16 protein-coding genes and 1 pseudogene are annotated in these 14,502 nt (G+C 72.8%); 10 read left to right on the forward strand and 7 right to left on the reverse strand.

Features of this window, described 5'->3' with window-relative positions:
- Positions 1–172 precede the first annotated feature (172 nt).
- Positions 173–1,135: an asparaginase gene (locus LP52_RS16250; RefSeq protein ID WP_040274669.1), complete on the reverse strand. Its 963-nt coding sequence runs from the start codon at positions 1,133–1,135 to the stop codon at positions 173–175.
- A 140-nt stretch (positions 1,136–1,275) separates the two neighbouring features.
- Here LP52_RS16250 and LP52_RS16255 point away from each other — a divergent pair, with 140 nt between their 5' ends.
- Complete coding sequence (locus LP52_RS16255; protein ID WP_238580946.1) at positions 1,276–2,241, forward strand: 3'-5' exonuclease; 966 nt, start codon at positions 1,276–1,278, stop codon at positions 2,239–2,241.
- 51 nt (positions 2,242–2,292) lie between these two features.
- Here the strand turns inward: LP52_RS16255 and LP52_RS16260 are convergent, their stop codons facing one another.
- The 3 genes from LP52_RS16260 to LP52_RS16270 form a co-directional block, all read right to left on the reverse strand.
- Complete coding sequence (locus LP52_RS16260; protein WP_040274671.1) at positions 2,293–2,487, reverse strand: hypothetical protein; 195 nt, start codon at positions 2,485–2,487, stop codon at positions 2,293–2,295.
- Positions 2,488–2,617: 130 nt separating this feature from the next.
- Positions 2,618–3,241, reverse strand: a complete 624-nt coding sequence (locus LP52_RS16265) for a TetR/AcrR family transcriptional regulator (RefSeq protein WP_040274785.1) — start codon at positions 3,239–3,241, stop codon at positions 2,618–2,620.
- An 86-nt stretch (positions 3,242–3,327) separates the two neighbouring features.
- Entirely contained in the window at positions 3,328–4,056 is a 729-nt protein-coding gene (locus tag LP52_RS16270; protein WP_084723256.1) for a biliverdin-producing heme oxygenase, read from the reverse strand.
- Positions 4,057–4,382: 326 nt separating this feature from the next.
- On the opposite strand from LP52_RS16270, the gene LP52_RS16275 reads away from it, so the two are divergent.
- From LP52_RS16275 to LP52_RS16290, 4 genes are all read left to right on the forward strand, one after another.
- Entirely contained in the window at positions 4,383–5,615 is a 1,233-nt protein-coding gene (locus LP52_RS16275; RefSeq protein ID WP_157036359.1) for a PP2C family protein-serine/threonine phosphatase, read from the forward strand.
- Positions 5,612–7,429: a sensor histidine kinase gene (locus LP52_RS16280; RefSeq protein WP_052809925.1), complete on the forward strand. Its 1,818-nt coding sequence runs from the start codon at positions 5,612–5,614 to the stop codon at positions 7,427–7,429. Before LP52_RS16275 ends, LP52_RS16280 begins: the two co-directional genes overlap by 4 nt.
- On the forward strand, positions 7,426–7,872 hold the full coding sequence (locus LP52_RS16285; protein ID WP_040274675.1) for a response regulator: 447 nt from the start codon (positions 7,426–7,428) through the stop codon (positions 7,870–7,872). Before LP52_RS16280 ends, LP52_RS16285 begins: the two co-directional genes overlap by 4 nt.
- 65 nt (positions 7,873–7,937) lie before the next feature.
- Positions 7,938–8,471: a low molecular weight protein-tyrosine-phosphatase gene (locus LP52_RS16290; protein ID WP_040274791.1), complete on the forward strand. Its 534-nt coding sequence runs from the start codon at positions 7,938–7,940 to the stop codon at positions 8,469–8,471.
- Between the two features lie 146 nt (positions 8,472–8,617).
- On the opposite strand, the gene LP52_RS16295 is transcribed toward LP52_RS16290, so the two are convergent.
- From LP52_RS16295 to LP52_RS16305, 3 genes are all read right to left on the reverse strand, one after another.
- The gene (locus tag LP52_RS16295; RefSeq protein ID WP_052809926.1) at positions 8,618–9,304 is read right to left on the reverse strand and encodes a methylated-DNA--[protein]-cysteine S-methyltransferase; all 687 of its coding nucleotides are present in this window, start codon (positions 9,302–9,304) and stop codon (positions 8,618–8,620) included.
- 83 nt (positions 9,305–9,387) lie between these two features.
- Positions 9,388–9,948, reverse strand: a complete 561-nt coding sequence (locus LP52_RS16300) for a hypothetical protein (RefSeq protein ID WP_040274677.1) — start codon at positions 9,946–9,948, stop codon at positions 9,388–9,390.
- Positions 9,945–10,283: an SHOCT domain-containing protein gene (locus tag LP52_RS16305; protein WP_052809927.1), complete on the reverse strand. Its 339-nt coding sequence runs from the start codon at positions 10,281–10,283 to the stop codon at positions 9,945–9,947. Before LP52_RS16305 ends, LP52_RS16300 begins: the two co-directional genes overlap by 4 nt.
- Positions 10,284–10,841: 558 nt before the next feature.
- Between LP52_RS16305 and LP52_RS16310 the strand changes: the two genes are divergently transcribed.
- The 5 genes and pseudogenes from LP52_RS16310 to LP52_RS16325 all read left to right on the forward strand — a co-directional run bounded on the left by LP52_RS16310 (position 10,842) and on the right by LP52_RS16325 (position 14,501).
- Entirely contained in the window at positions 10,842–12,029 is a 1,188-nt protein-coding gene (locus LP52_RS16310) for a substrate-binding domain-containing protein (RefSeq protein WP_040274796.1), read from the forward strand.
- A 6-nt stretch (positions 12,030–12,035) separates the two neighbouring features.
- A complete protein-coding gene (locus tag LP52_RS16315) occupies positions 12,036–12,827 on the forward strand; it encodes an ABC transporter ATP-binding protein (RefSeq protein ID WP_040274678.1) in 792 nt (263 codons plus the stop codon).
- A gap of 128 nt (positions 12,828–12,955) precedes the next feature.
- Positions 12,956–13,294: pseudogene (locus LP52_RS28995) on the forward strand (ATP-binding cassette domain-containing protein); the annotation flags it as partial.
- An 86-nt stretch (positions 13,295–13,380) separates the two neighbouring features.
- Positions 13,381–13,608 (forward strand): hypothetical protein, encoded by a 228-nt coding sequence (locus LP52_RS29000; RefSeq protein ID WP_394298205.1) that lies wholly within the window; start codon positions 13,381–13,383, stop codon positions 13,606–13,608.
- Entirely contained in the window at positions 13,605–14,501 is an 897-nt protein-coding gene (locus LP52_RS16325; RefSeq protein WP_040274680.1) for a branched-chain amino acid ABC transporter permease, read from the forward strand. Before LP52_RS29000 ends, LP52_RS16325 begins: the two co-directional genes overlap by 4 nt.
- Position 14,502: the final 1 nt, after the last annotated feature.

The following is a 14,502-nucleotide window of genomic DNA, read 5'->3' on the forward strand; positions in this document are numbered from 1 at the left end:
TCGTCGAACGTCGGCGTGCGGGGCCGCGGCGCACGGCCCCGTCTGCTCGAAACATAGCCCGGAGCGTCCGGATTCCGCCTGCGGCGCCCGTTTCCTTCCGCTTCCCTGCCGCGCCGGGCCCTTCCAGTGGACGGATCCGGCTCCGATGCGGAACCGCAGGCGGGTGCGCCGGTCAGATCGACCGCAACCGTCCCACCGTCTCGCCGCCGCCCCGCACCTCGGACGCTCTCAGCTCGCCTACCGCATCGACGTCGGCGCCGACGGCCTCCAGCGCGTCGAGGACCGCGATGGTGCGGGCCCGGAACAGCGGGTCGCCGTCGCTCATCTTGACCGCCGCCACCTCGCCGGTGGGCGCGGCCACGGCCAGGACCCCTTCGGCGCCCATCTTGGCCACCGCACCCGGCAGCCGCCGCATCAGCAGGGTGTCGATCCGCCCCTCGCCGGCGACGTTCTCGGGGAACTCCCGCATGGCCTCCAGCACCCGCGACTCGGCCGAGGACTCCGGCGCGCGCGCCATCGCCTGCAGCCCGCGCGCCAAGCCGGCCAGGGAGACGGCCGGCTGCGGCGCTCCGCACCCGTCCACGGTGGTGTGGGCGACGGATTCGCCGCACATCTCCTCGATCACCTGGCGTACCAGCTCCTGCACCGGGTGGCCGGGTTCGAGATAGTCGCCGATGCTCCATTCGCGGGCTATGCAGGCGGCGAGCATGGCGGCGTGCTTGCCTGAGCAGTTCATCAGCAGCCGGGTGGGTGTGCCCCCCGCCCTGAGCAGCCGGTCGTGTTCGCTGCGGTCCAGCGGCCAGTCGGCCGGACAGTGCAGCGCATCGGCGTCGAGCCCGGCTTCGGCCAGCATGCCCACCACCGTCTTGACGTGGTGGGGCTCGCCGCTGTGGCTGCCGGCGGCGATCGCGGTCTGCGGGGGTTCGAGCCCGGCGCCGGCGCGCAGCGCGGCCGCCGCTTGGAAGGGCTTGGCGGACGAGCGCGGCAGCATAGGGGCGTGGGCGTCCCCCCGTGCGTAGCCGATCTCACCCTTCGAGCTCAGTCCCACTGCCGTGCCGAAGTGCACCCCCTCACCGAATCCCGACCGGACCACCTCGATCAGCGGGACATACTGCGGCTGCGGGTTACGGGGCATGGGCACTCCTTGGTCAGGGGAAGCTCGTGCTTCGGGCGGCGCGGCCCGCGGCGCGGCCCGGCGGGGCCGCTGGTTCAACGCCTCTGAGGGCGCTCGTCTTCCTCCGCGTGTCGTAGTGTCGGCCCGCGGGAGGTGCCGCGATGACGATCGGACGGGGGCTGGACGAGGTGCTGGACGCCGAACCCGACGCCGGACGGATGGTCCGGATGGGGTCTGTGACCCGCCGCCGGAGCGCCGCCCGCAGCGCGCGCGAACTCGAGTACGCCGTAGTCGACGTGGAGACTACCGGGCTCTACCCCGGCGAGGGCGCCCGGATCTGCGAGATCGCGGTGGTGCGGATGCGCGGCGACGGCACGCTGCTGCGGGAGTTCAGCACGCTGGTCGACCCGGGCGTGGCGATCACCGGCCAGGAGTTCCACGGCATCGGTGCCAGCGACGTCGTGGGCGCACCCAAGGCCGCCGAGCTGGTGGGCGTCCTGCAAGGGCTGTTCTCCGGCGCGGTGCTGGTCGGCCACAAGCTCGACTTCGAGGGCCGCTTCCTGGCCTCGGAACTGCTGCCCGTGGGACTGCCGGGAAGTCTGCCGGGATTGTGCACACTGCTGGCGCTTCGGTCGCAGGTGGACCTGCCCCGCTACTCGCTGCCGCGGGCCACCCACGCTCTCAGCGGCCACTGGCCCACCGCCCAGCACACCGCGCTGGGCGACGCCCGCGCCTGCGCCCAGCTGCTGGCCGAGCTGCTGGCCAACGCCCCGGGCACACTGCGTTACACCGGACCCGAGCCTGTCGAATTGGATTCGGGCGAACCGGATCCGGGGCCGATGAAGCCGCGTACCCCCTACGCGTCCACGCCCACAGCCGTCGCGCTGCGCGGCCATCCCGAGCGCCCGCCGGCGGCGTGGCCGCGCCGCTGGCGCAGGCTGGAACTGGACCCGCGCGACTGCGGGGGCCGCTTCAGCGCCGAGCAGCGCGCGGCCGCCCAGCGCGAGGCGGAGTACCGCAGCGCGGCACGGGAGGCTGCGGCCGCATCCGCGGCGCTGACCGCGGCGGTGGCCGCCACCGGCGCCGCGCGCCTGGTGGGACGCCGCCTGCGCTCGCTGCTGCCCTGAACCGCGGCGCGTCTGGGACGCTCGCCGCCGCCTGTGAGCACCGGCCGGGGCTCAGATCCCGGACAGCGCCAGGAAGAAGGCGATGATCAGCGCGCTGCCGCCCACAGCGGTAAGCGCGGCACGGCCGGTCTCGGTCAGCCGGGCTCGGACCAGCTGGGGTGCGCCGCTGGGCTGGAAGCGCGGGACGCGGTTGGACATCGCGATGGCCACCAAGGCGGCGCCGGCCAGGATCAGCAGCAGGGACACGGGGGGTTCCTCCGGGGGCGGGAGACCTGGGCGGTGCCCGATTCTGCCGCACCCCGCGGCCTGTCGCGTTCCCGGTATGCGGCCCGCGGCCGGTTCCGGTCGCGCCGCTATAACCCGGGGTGTGCGGGGTTCACAGGGCGTCACCGCAAGCGCCCGCCGTGGCGGCACCCAGGGCACGCAGAGTGAACGCCGACACCAGCCGACCGGCGTCGTCGGGGGTGGTCTCGCCGCGCAGCAGCGGTACGCGTTGCGCGCCCAGCATCGCCAGCACGAGGCGGGCCACGGGATCCACCGGCGCCGCGGCGAACTCGCCGTCGGCCACGCCTTGGCGCAGGATGCCGGTGAGCAGGCGCTGCATCGGCGCGACGTGGTCGGCGAGGGCCTGGTAGGCGTCGGGCCCCAGGCTGGCTCCCAGCTCGGCGGCCGCGGGGTGGGGGTGTTCGGCCAGCGCCTCGACCTGTAGGCGGATGAAGGCCTCCAGCCGCTGAGCGGCCCCCGCTCCCTCGGGCAGTTCGCGGTGGAAGCGGTCGACGAAGCCGGCGGTGGCCTGCTCGGTGAACGCCAGCAGCAGCGCGGGCTTGTCGGGGAAGTAGTTGTAGAGCACGGTGCGGGTGATGCCCGCCGCGGCCGCCACATCGGTCATGGAGATCTCGTCGATGCCCTGGGCACGCGTGAGTGAGGCCACCGCGTCGAGGATGCGCTCGCGGGTCTGAGCGCGGTGCGCGGCGATGGTCGGCGCCGAGATCTTGGGCATGGTTCCCATGGTGTCACGCGGGCCCGGGGGCGCGTCTTCGTCGGCGGTGGAGGAGGCCGGGCGTCCTCCGCGGGGCGCCGCGGCGATCAGACGGCGGCGTCGGCGGCGAAGGAGGCGCCGAGGTCGGCCAGCACGGCCATGTTGAGCCGGTAGGCCAGCCGCGTTTCGTCTACGACGTGCTCGCGTGCCGCCGCGTCCAGCTCCAGCTCCAGCGCGTCGAGCTGCGCGCGGTAGCGCGCCTTGAACCGCGGCAGACTGCCCAGGGCGGAGAAGTCGTAGAAGGCGGTGCCGCCGCGCTGGTCCAGCCCGTAGGCGCGTTCCGCCACCCGGCGGATGAACTGCCCGCCGGAGAGGTCGCCGAGGTAGCGGGTGTAGTGATGGGCCACATAGCCCGCGGGGTCCTCGGCGGTGCGCTCGATGCGCTCCGTGTAGGCGCGGGTGGGGGCTGTGGGGGCGATGCGCTCGCGCCAGTCGGCGCCGTAGAGGGCGGTCAGGTCGCGCTCCAGGGCCGGAACACGGAACAGCTCGGGGTGGACGACGCGGCCGGCGACGGGGTCGGCGGCCAGCGAACGGCCCACCTCCTCCAGCGCAGCGTAGGCGAAGTAGTGCTGGGCGACCATCGCCGCGTAGCTTTCGCGGGGCAGTGCGCCCTCCAGCAGAGCGCGGCTGAAGCCGTGCTGCTCGGCGTCCTCGTGTGCCGACCAGGTGGCCCGCTTCAACCGTTCGGAGAACGGCGCGTCCGCTGCCTCGTCGGCGTCGCGGCGGGTGCCGCGGTCGGGGTCCTCGGTGGGGTGGCGGCCGGCTTCAGTGGGCACATGCCCTCCTATGTCGCCTTTCGTCCCGATCGGGATGCTGACATGATGTCAGCACGCTGGAAGTCGTTCAAGAGCGAGATGACACCGTGTCGACAAAGCATGCTGGCGGAGGGCGGGTAGCCTGGGTTCGCACGCAGGTGCGATCGAGCGCACCGAAGGTGCGGTGCCCCAGCCGCCGCTTGCCCCCTCTCGTGCAATCCCGCTAGCGACAACACGTGCAGGCAATTATCGTTTGACTGCCGCAACGGCTGACGACGTGCACCGCGCACCGGTCGACGTAGAGGCGATGTGTGGATACAAGGAACCCAGGATCCGATTCCGTGACCATGACCGATACCGAGCAACCGTGGCCGGCCGACGCCGGCCGCGCTGCTGAGGCCGTCATGGAGCGGCAGTCCCCCTCCACCGCCGAGGCGGTCGACGTGCTCCTCGTCGAGGACGACGCCCAAGACGCGTTCCTGGTCGAGGAACTCCTCGCCGACGCCGCACTGGACACCCGTATCACATGGGTGAGCACTCTCGCCCAGGCCCGCGAGTACTTCGCCGGGTTCCGAGGCTGTGTCCTGCTCGACCTCAACCTCCCCGACGCCCGGGGCATGGAACTGCTGCGCGAGGTCCTCACCACCGCGTCCTCGGCGGCCGTCGTGGTGCTGACCGGCTTCAACGACGAGCACGAGGGCATCGCCGCCGTCGCCGCCGGCGCCCAGGACTACCTGGTCAAGGGCCACGTCGACGGCTCGCTGCTGGCGCGCAGCCTGCGCTACTCCGTCGAGCGCCAGCGTGCCGACGAGAACGCCCGCCAGCTGCGCGAGGCCGAACTCTACGCTCGCGAGAACATGCGCCTGGAGCGCGGCCTGCTGCCCCAGGTGCTGCTGGACAGCTCCCCGCTGAGCCACCGCTCCTTCTACCGGCCCGGCCGCAAGCGAGCCCTGGTCGGCGGCGACTTCTACGACGCCGTGCAGAAGGGCGGCACCACCTACGTCCTGTGCGGCGACGTCAGCGGCCACGGCCCCGACGAGGCCGCGCTCGGAGTCAGCCTGCGCATCGCCTGGCGCGCCCTGGTCATGGGTGGAGTGGCCGAGGAGGAGCTGCTGCCGGCGCTGGAGGAGATCCTCATCAGCGAGAGGGCACAGGAGGAGATGTACGCCACCCTGTGCCAGGTCAGCCTCGACTCCGGCAGCGAGGACGCCAGGATCCGGCTGTTCGGGCATCCGCCGCCGCTGGTCCTGCAGGAGGGCGGGGTCGAGGAGGTCCCCGTCGCGCCCCGCCCGCCGCTCGGCGTCTTCCCCGACCGCGAGACCGAGGTCGAACGCTTCCGGCTGCCCCGCGGGGCCACCCTGATGCTCTACACCGACGGCCTGGTCGACGCCTACGACGGCAGGCCGCCGGACCGCCTGGAGGTCGGCGGCCTGCGCCGCATGGTCGGCGACCTGCTGGCGCGCGGCACCTCGATCGTCGACCTGCCCGAGCACCTGGTCGACGAGGCAGAGCACTACAACGGGGGTCCGCTGCAGGACGACGTCGCCATGCTGCTGATCACGCACGAGGAGCGGCAGTGAGAAGGTGGCCCCTGCGCCGCCGTGTGACCGTCCTGCTCGCCTCGGTGGCGGTGGTGCTGGTCGCCTCGGTCTCGACGATCACCCTCGCCGCCTTCAACGCCCGCGAGTCCCTGAACCGGCAGGTCGACGAACTGACGCCGGCCCAGAGCGCCGTCCGCCAGACCATGTCGGCCTACCTCAACATGGACAACGGCATCCGCGGCTATGCGCTCACCAACGACATCGACTTCCTGGCGCCCTACCAGCAGGGCAAGCAGGACCTCGCCGAGAGCCTGCCGCAGCTGCGCTCCGTGGCAGCGGAGAACAAGGACGTCGACGGCTACATCGACCGGCTCATCGAGGCCGGCCGGGACTGGCAGGAGGACTTCGCCGAGCCGACCCTGGAGAAGGCCCGCTCCGGTGAGGAGATCACCTCCGCCGACTACCGGGCGGGCCGCGAGCGCTTCGACGACCTGCGTGCGGCGGGCGCCCGCGCCGAGCAGCGCATCGACGAGGAGCTGCACCAGGCCCGCGACGGGCTGACCCTGGCGACCCAGCAGGTCGTGGCGCTGCTGGTCTTGGTCGGCGCGGTGGTGGTGGTGCTGTGCTGCTTCCTGTGGGTGATGCTGCAGAGCTGGGTCCTGCGGCCGCTGGACGAACTCGGCCGCCACCTGGTCCAGGTCTCCGAGGGCTACTACGCCCACCGCATCGAGCTGCACGGCCCGCCCGAGATCGAGCGCGTCGGCCGCGACGTCGACGCCATGCGCGAGCGCATCGTGCGCGACCTGGACGAGGTCGGCACGGCGCGCAGGACCCTGCAGGAGCAGTCGGAGCTACTGGAACGCCAGACCGACGAACTGCGCCGCTCCAACCTGGAGCTGGAGCAGTTCGCCTACGTCGCCTCACACGACCTGCAGGAGCCGCTGCGCAAGGTGGCCAGCTTCTGCCAGCTGCTGCAGCGGCGCTACAAGGGGCAGCTCGACGAGCGCGCCGACGCCTACATCGACTACGCGGTCGAGGGCGCCAAGCGGATGCAGACCCTCATCAACGACCTGCTGGCGTTCTCGCGCGTGGGCCGCACCAAGGACGACGCACCGGTCGACCTGAGCGAGGCGCTCGCCGATGCGCTGAGCAGCCTGGAGACCCGCCTGGAGGAGGCCGGCGCGGTCGTCACCGCCGACGACATGCCCACCGTCCGCGGCGACCGCACCCTGCTCACCCAGGTCTTCTTCAACCTCATCGGCAACGCCGTGAAGTTCCGCGGCGAGGACCCCTCGCGCGTGCACGTCAGCGTCCGGCGGCAGGACGACGAGTGGGTGTTCTGCTGCGCCGACAACGGCATCGGCATCGAGCCGCAGTACGCCGAGCGCGTGTTCGTGATCTTCCAGCGGCTGCACACCCGCGACAGGTACGGCGGGACCGGCATCGGCCTCGCGATGTGCAAGAAGATCGTGGACTTCCACAACGGCCGCATCTGGCTGGACACCTCGTCCGGCGGGGGTGACGAGGCCGGCGAAGGCGGGGAACCCTCGCACGGGACCCGCATCTGCTGGTCGCTGCCCGTCGACGACGGTGCCGCCGCGGAGGCGGCCGCCGTCTCCGCAAGGGAGGATCCGGAGTCGGGCGATCAGGCCCGGGTAGCGGCGCCCGAGCCCGAGGAGGCGCAGGAGGCCGGCTCCGCCGACTCCACCGGTGCCTCCGAGCCGGACGGCCGAGGCGGTGCGGGCGAGCCGTCGGCCGGGACGGACCCGGACGGTTCCCACTCCCCGGGTGAAGGAGGCGACGCGCCCCCTGGCGTCTCCAGGGACGATTCGGGACAGGTTGGACGAGGATGAGCGAGGTCAACTTGGTGCATGCCATAGAGGTGCTGCTGGTCGAGGACGACCCCGGCGACGTCCTGATGACCAAGGAGGCGTTCCAGGAGCACAAGGTGGGCAACCGCCTGCACGTGGTGTCCGACGGCGTGGAGGCGCTGCGCTTCCTGCGGCGTGAAGGCGAGTACGCCGACGCACCCAAGCCGCACCTGGTCCTGCTCGACCTCAATCTGCCCCGCAAGGACGGGCGCGAGGTCCTCGAAGAGGTCAAAAGAGACGAGGAGCTCTCCCACATCCCGATCGTGGTGCTGACCACCTCCGAGGCGGAAGAGGACATACTGCGCAGCTACCGCCTGCACGCCAACGCCTACGTCGCCAAGCCCGTCGATTTCGAGCAGTTCATCCGCGTCGTCCGGCAGATCGACGACTTCTTCGTCACCGTGGTGCGCCTGCCCAACGGGTGAACGCGTCCGCACCCGGCCCGGCCGGGGCACGGCGGGAGGCGCCGTCCTGGGCTAACGTGGTGATCATGAGCCTGCCAGATCCCCTCGACCCCACAGGCCCCTACCGCGTGTCGGTGGTGTGCCTGGGCAACATCTGCCGGTCGCCGATCGCCGAGAAGGTCCTCACCGCCGAGCTCGAACGCGCGGGCATGGCCGACGAGGTGGTCGTGGACAGCTCCGGCACCGGCGGCTGGCACATCGGTTCGGGCATGGACCCGCGGGCGGCCGCCACGCTGCGCGCCCACGGTTATCCGACCCACCACACCGCGCGCCGGTTCGACCCCGCCTGGTTCGCCGACCGCGACCTGATCCTCGCGATGGACCTGGACAACCTGGACGAGCTGGTGCAGCTCGCCCCCGAACCGGCGGTGGTGGGGGACCGGCTGCGGCTCTTCCGGACCTTCGCGCCCGAAGGCGGCGGCAGCCCCAATCCCGAGGTTCCCGACCCCTACTACGGCGGCGACGACGGCTTCACCACCGTGCTGAGCATGGTCCAGGCGGCTGCCAAGGGCCTCACCGCCGAACTCGCCGGCCGCTTCGGTCCCGGAGCCGGGCGCTGATCACTCCCGCGAGTCGAGGACGAACGGGCGTCCGCGGGGACGGGTGCGTCGCGGCCTCGCGGATGTCGGCTTCCGCAGTCATGCCGTCACCGTGCGCACATGGACCACGGTCGGGCCAGTCGGATTCGTGTGGCCCGTGACCGCGCTCAGGCGCCGGCGTGGCGGGATTCCAGGGCCAGCAGCGCGCGCTTGGCCTCCACCCCGCCCGAGTAGGGGCCGGGGTCGTCCGGGTAGCCCTCGGCGACGACGCGGTGGCAGGGAAGGAACAGGCACAGCGGGTTCTCGGCGAGCGTGCTGGCGACGGCGCGGCGGGCGTTGGGCCTGCCGATGCGCGCGGCCAAGTCCCCCAGCGCGATGGTGGAGCCGTAGGGCACGTCCAGCAGCGAACGCAGCACCACGCGCCCGAAGTCGCCGGTCAGCCGCAGGTCCAGCGGGACGGCGAAGGCGGTCCGCCGTCCCGCGAAGTAGGCGTTGATCTCCCGGCGCACCGGCTCCAGGTGGGCGTCGTGCGGCACGATGTTGGGCGAGACCGCGCGTTCGAGCCGGTCGACCACCGTTTCCTCGGGGCCGAAGGAGCACGCCGCCAGTCCCGCCTCGGTCATCGCGCAGAACAGGAAGCCCACCGGGGTCTCCGCCACTCCGGTGACGACGTCGAAGGGGACGCCGCGCGCCTCCACCGGTGATGCGGCGGGGTCGGGGAGCCCTCCGCCGCGGCCTTCCGCGGCCCCCGGGGACGTGGCGCGGACGAGGGCGTCGATGTCGTCCGCGCCGGGGCCCGATCCGTCGGTTCCCTCGAAATCGGCGTAAAGGTCGCCGTGCCACGTGCCGGCCATGGTCCTCCCGCGTCTCGCGTGCCGGGACCGAGGATGCCACGGTGCCCCGCGGCTGTCGCTTCGGCGGGCGGGGCACGGCGAATTCAGCGGGAGGCGTTCGCGGAAGCGCGCATGAACGTCCCGGGACGCCGCGTTGCGCCCGCAGGCCGGGTGCCCTGCCGGGAGCGGATACGGCCGAAGGGCTTGACGGTCGACAACAGGGTGACCGCCACCAGCACCGACAGGGCCACGGAGAGGGCGACGACGTGGCTGAGGCGGTCGGCGTAGGCGGGCAGCACCGTGCCGCCGCGTGTCGCCTCGGCCAGGTCGGCCGTCGCCGGCATCAGCCGCAGGTTGCTGCCGACGACCAGGACCGCCGTCAGCGCGAGTTTGGCGGTCACCCAGTAGTGCCGGAACAGCCCCCAGGGCGTGCCCAGCGCGCAGACCAGCCCCGAGGCGAGCGCGGTCAGGCTCAGTACGGGCACCAGCAGCCAGCCCAGTGTGGCGGCCGATCCGTAGAGCGCGCCCGCGCGCTGAGGGGCGTCGGCGGCCAGCCCGGCGGCCACCAGCGTCAGGACGCCGGCGTGCACGCCGAGCCAGCCCACCGAGACGACGACGTGCACACTCAGCAGCGCCTTGCGGGGCAGGCCGGTCCGCAGCCTCACCTGCGGTCGCCCCCTCGCTCCCCGGGCGTCCAGTTCAGGACGCTGGCCCGCTCCAGGAACTCGTCGACGGTGATGTCGCCGCGGGCGAAGCGCTCGGCGAGCACCGTGCGGGCGGCGTGTTCGGGCGGCTCGGGCGCCGCCGCCCACGGCGGGCGGCGGCCCTTGGACCGCAGGAACCACAGGTAGGCCAGCAGGCCCAGCAGGAGCAGTACGAGCAGCATGGCGGCTCCGATCATCGGCGGGAACGGCGGACCGTGGTGGAAGCGGGCGGCGGGATCGGCGGAGAGGGCCGTTTCGGCGGCGAGGCCGGCCGCCGCCGTCAGTGCTGTAGCCATGCCCCAAGCCTGCGCCGCCGCCCCCATGCCGCGCGTCGCCCGTGGAGCGGCGATCGCGCTACGCGCTGCGCACCACGCCGCCTACGCCCCGGAGCCGACACCGCCGCATCGCGAGGCCGGGGGAGCACAGGAGCGATGTGCCGCGGCCACATCCGCGCGGTGGCCGACCGTGGTCCGCCCGCCCATGTCCCCCGGCGCCGAACGAGGCGCAGGGGAGGACGTGCGCCGCACATCACCGGCCCCCGCGCCGCCCTTCCGCGACCGGCGGCGCAGCAGTACCGGGGGCCACCGCAGGGCGATCGTCCGCCGCCGCGTTCAGGGGAGCCGCACGCCCCTCGCCCGCCACCGCCTCCGGTGGAGACGCTGCGCGACGGCCGGCCTCCGTGCGACCGGGAACGGCGGCGGCGGGGAGCGCGCACATGGCCGGTGCGGAAGATGTATGTCCCGCCGACATGTGAAACGGGTCACCGCGGACCTAGTTTCGTGGTCAGCCACCCTGCCGTCCGGACGGGCCCTCAGGTACCCGGCCCGGACCCGCACATCCCCTTGGAGACCCCCATGCACCCATTCCCCCGAGGGGGCCTTGCCGCGGCCGTGCTGTGCACCGGCGCCCTGCTGGCCACCTCCTGCGGTTCACCCGGCTCCACAGCCGCCGGCGAGGAGGGCGGCCCCGTCAAGGTCGGCGTCGTCTACTCCTCCTCCGGCCCGCTGGCCACCTACGGCGAGCAGTACTTCCAGGGCTTCCAGGCCGGCCTGGACTACGCCACCGACGGCACCATGGAAATCGACGGCCGCCCCGTCGAGGTCACCGAGATGGACGACGCGGGAGACCCCGCGACCGCGGTCTCGGCCGCCCGCGAGCTGGTCGGCGACGGCCACACCATCCTGGCCGGGTCCACCTCCTCCGGTGTGGCGGTGCAGGTCGCCCCCGTCGCCAAGCAGAACGAGGTCCTGTTCGTCTCCGGCGCCGCGGCCACCGACGCCATCACCGGTAAGAACGACTACACGTTCCGCTCGGGCCGGCAGACCTACCAGGACATCCTCACCGCCGCCACGTTCATGGACGATCCCGACGGCGCCGACGTCACCGTCTTCGCCCAGCAGAACGCCTTCGGCCAGGACAACGTCGACGCGGTCACCGCGGTGCTGGAGGAGAAGGGCGCCGACGTCGAGTCCGTCCTCGCGCCGCCGGACTCCACCGACCTGACCCCCTTCGCCGAGCAGGCCAAGCAGGCCGATCCCGATCTGCTGTTCGTGGCCTGGGCCGGCGAGACCGCCTCGGCGATGTGGAAGTCGCTGGACCAGCAGGGCGTGCTGGACTCGACCGACGTGGTCACCGGCCTGGACATCAAGGCCTCCTACCCGGTCTTCGGGCAGAGCAAGGACAAGATCGGCTTCCTGTCGCACTACTTCGACGGCGCGGCCGGCACCGGCGTCGCCGAAGAGATGCGCACCCGTGTGGAGGAAGCCGGCGGCACCGTCGACCTGTTCACCCCCGACGGCTTCACCGCCGCGCAGATGGTGGTCCGCGCCGCCTCGCAGGGCGACGGCGTCCAGGACCGCATCTCCGCACTGGAGGACTGGACCTTCGACGGGGTCAAGGGTGAGCTGACGGTGCGCGCCGACGACCACGCGCTGCTCCAGCCGATGTACCAGGCGCGGCTGACAGGGTCGGGCGACGACGCCGAACCCGAACTGGTCGAGACCGTTCCGGCCGAGGACGTCGAGCCCCCGGTGAGCGGGTAGTCGGCGATGCCCACTGCACCCACCCGCGCAGGCGCCGCAACGGAATCGGAACCCGCGCCCGCTCTGGAGCTGCAGGACCTGTCATGGGCGGTGGGCGGCGCCGTCATCGTCGACGGCGTCGCCCTGGCCGCGCGCAGCGGTGAGTTCGTCGCCCTGATCGGTCCCAACGGCGCCGGCAAGACCTCACTGTTCAACCTGGTCTCCGGCCTGACCCGGCCCACGCGCGGCCGCGTGCTGCTGAGCGGGGCCGACGTCACCCGAGAACGCCCCTACCAGCGCACCCGCCGCGGACTGGGCCGCACCTTCCAGACCTCAAGCGTCTTCGCCGACCTCAGCGTCGAGGAGAACGTGGGCCTGGCCGCCCAGGCGCGCACCGGCGACTCGCACCGCTTCTGGCGCCGCGCGGCCTCGGCGTCGGGCCCGCGCACCGCCGAGGTGCTGGAGCTGGTGCGGCTTGCGCACCGCAGCGGCGCCGAGGCCGGCGGGCTGTCCCACGGCGACAAACGCAAGCTGGAACTGGCACTGCTGCTGGCGCGCGGGCCGGAGCTGATCCTGCTGGACGAGCCCATGGCCGGGGTCAGCGCGGGGGAGGTCGGCGAGCTGACCGGCGTCATCCGCGACGTCCAGCGCGAGCGGCGCTGCACCGTGCTCATGGTGGAGCACCACATGGAGGTGCTGCTGGAGCTGGCCGACCGGCTGGCCGTGATGCACCACGGTGCGCTGCTGGCCTTTGCCGCCCCCGAAACCGCCATGGCCGACCCGCAGGTTCAGGCCGCCTATCTGGGAGAGCCGCTGTGACCGCCGCACCCGGTGACGCGCCCGCCGGCGCCGAGAGCGGAGCCGGCGACGACGCTCCGCTGCTGCGCGTGCGCGACCTGCACGTATGGATCGAGGGCTCCCACATCCTGCAGGGTGTGGACCTGGCCGTGCCCTCCAGCGGCGTCACCGCCCTGCTGGGCCGCAACGGTGTGGGCAAGACGACGGCGGTCAAGGCCGTGCTGGGGCTGGTGCCGCGCACGGGCGAGGTGCTCCTGGAGGGACGGGACGTCTCCGCACGCCCCACCCACGAGATCACCCGCTCGGGCGTGGGGTATGTGCCCGAGGACCGGGGCGTGTTCCACGGGCTGACCGTCGCGGAGAACCTGCGGCTGGCCGAGCGGCCCCGGAGCCGCCCCCGCTACTCGCTGGTCCACGAGTTGTTCCCCGAGCTCGAGCAGCGCGCCGCCCAGCCGGCCGGCACCCTCTCGGGCGGCCAGCAGCAGATGCTGGCGATCGGCCGCGCTCTGCTGAACGAGAACCGGCTGCTGGTGGTCGACGAGCCCACCAAGGGCCTGGCGCCCCGCGTCGCGTGGTGGCCGAGGTCGCCGACGCGGTGGCGCGTGCCGCCGCCGAGGCCCCGGTGCTGCTGGTCGAGCAGAACCTCGCGCTGGTGCGCCGCGTCGCCGACGGCGCCGTCGTGCTGGACGCGGGCCGCGTCGTGCACACAGGCGGGGCCGCCGCGCTGCTGGAGGACGCCGAACGCACCCGGGCACTGCTCGGAGTCTCGCGGGCACCCGGCGCCGAGAAGGGAGAGCGATGAGCACCGTCGTGCTGCTGCTGGCCACCGGGCTGGGTCTGGGAGCTCTGTACTTCCTCGTCGCCTCGGGGCTGTCGCTGATCTTCGGTCTGATGGACGTGCTCAACTTCGCCCACGGCGCGTTTCTGACCGTGGGCGGCTACGCCGCCTGGTGGGCCTCGGTTCACCTGTCCTGGGCCGCGGGCGGCGGCTGGGGGTTCCTGGCCGCGGTGGCGTTCGGAACCGCTGCGGGAACCGTCGCCGCGCTGCTGGTGGAGTTGCTGGTGATCCGGCCGCTGTACGGACACCACCGCGAGCAGATCCTGGTGACCGTCGGACTGAGCCTGGCCGTACCCGCGCTCGTGCAGGGCATCTGGGGCGCCGACCCGCTGACGTTCCCCCGTCCCGACATCGCCCAGGGCACCGTGGGGGTGCTGGGCGCCGCCGTTCCCCGCGACTGGCTGCTGCTGGTGGCCGTGGCCGCCGCCGTGCTGGCCGGCCTGCTGCTGTTCGTCCGCCGCACCCGCTACGGGCTGATCGTGCGCGCCGGAGTGGAGGACCGCGCCATGGTCACCGCCCTGGGCATCGACGTGCGCACGGCGTTCACGCTGGTCTTCGCGATCGGCGGCGCCGCCGCCTCGCTGGCCGGCGCACTGGGCGGGCTGTACTTCGGCGTGGTCACACCCACCCAGGGCGTATCGCTGCTCATCTTCGCCTTCATCGTGGTCGTGATCGGCGGCACCGCCTCCATCACCGGCTGCGCCGCCGCCTCGGTCACCGTCGCGATGATCCAGCAGTTCGCCAACTACTACACCGTCGCCGGTCTCGGGGACATCGCGGTGGTGGCCGTGCTGGCCGCTGTGCTGCTGACCCGGCAGGGCGGGCTGACCAAGAAGACAGCAGAGAGGGTGGCGTGAG

The organism is Streptomonospora alba, assembly GCF_000826685.1.
In the GTDB taxonomy this organism is placed as follows: Bacteria; Actinomycetota; Actinomycetes; order Streptosporangiales; family Streptosporangiaceae; genus Streptomonospora; species Streptomonospora alba.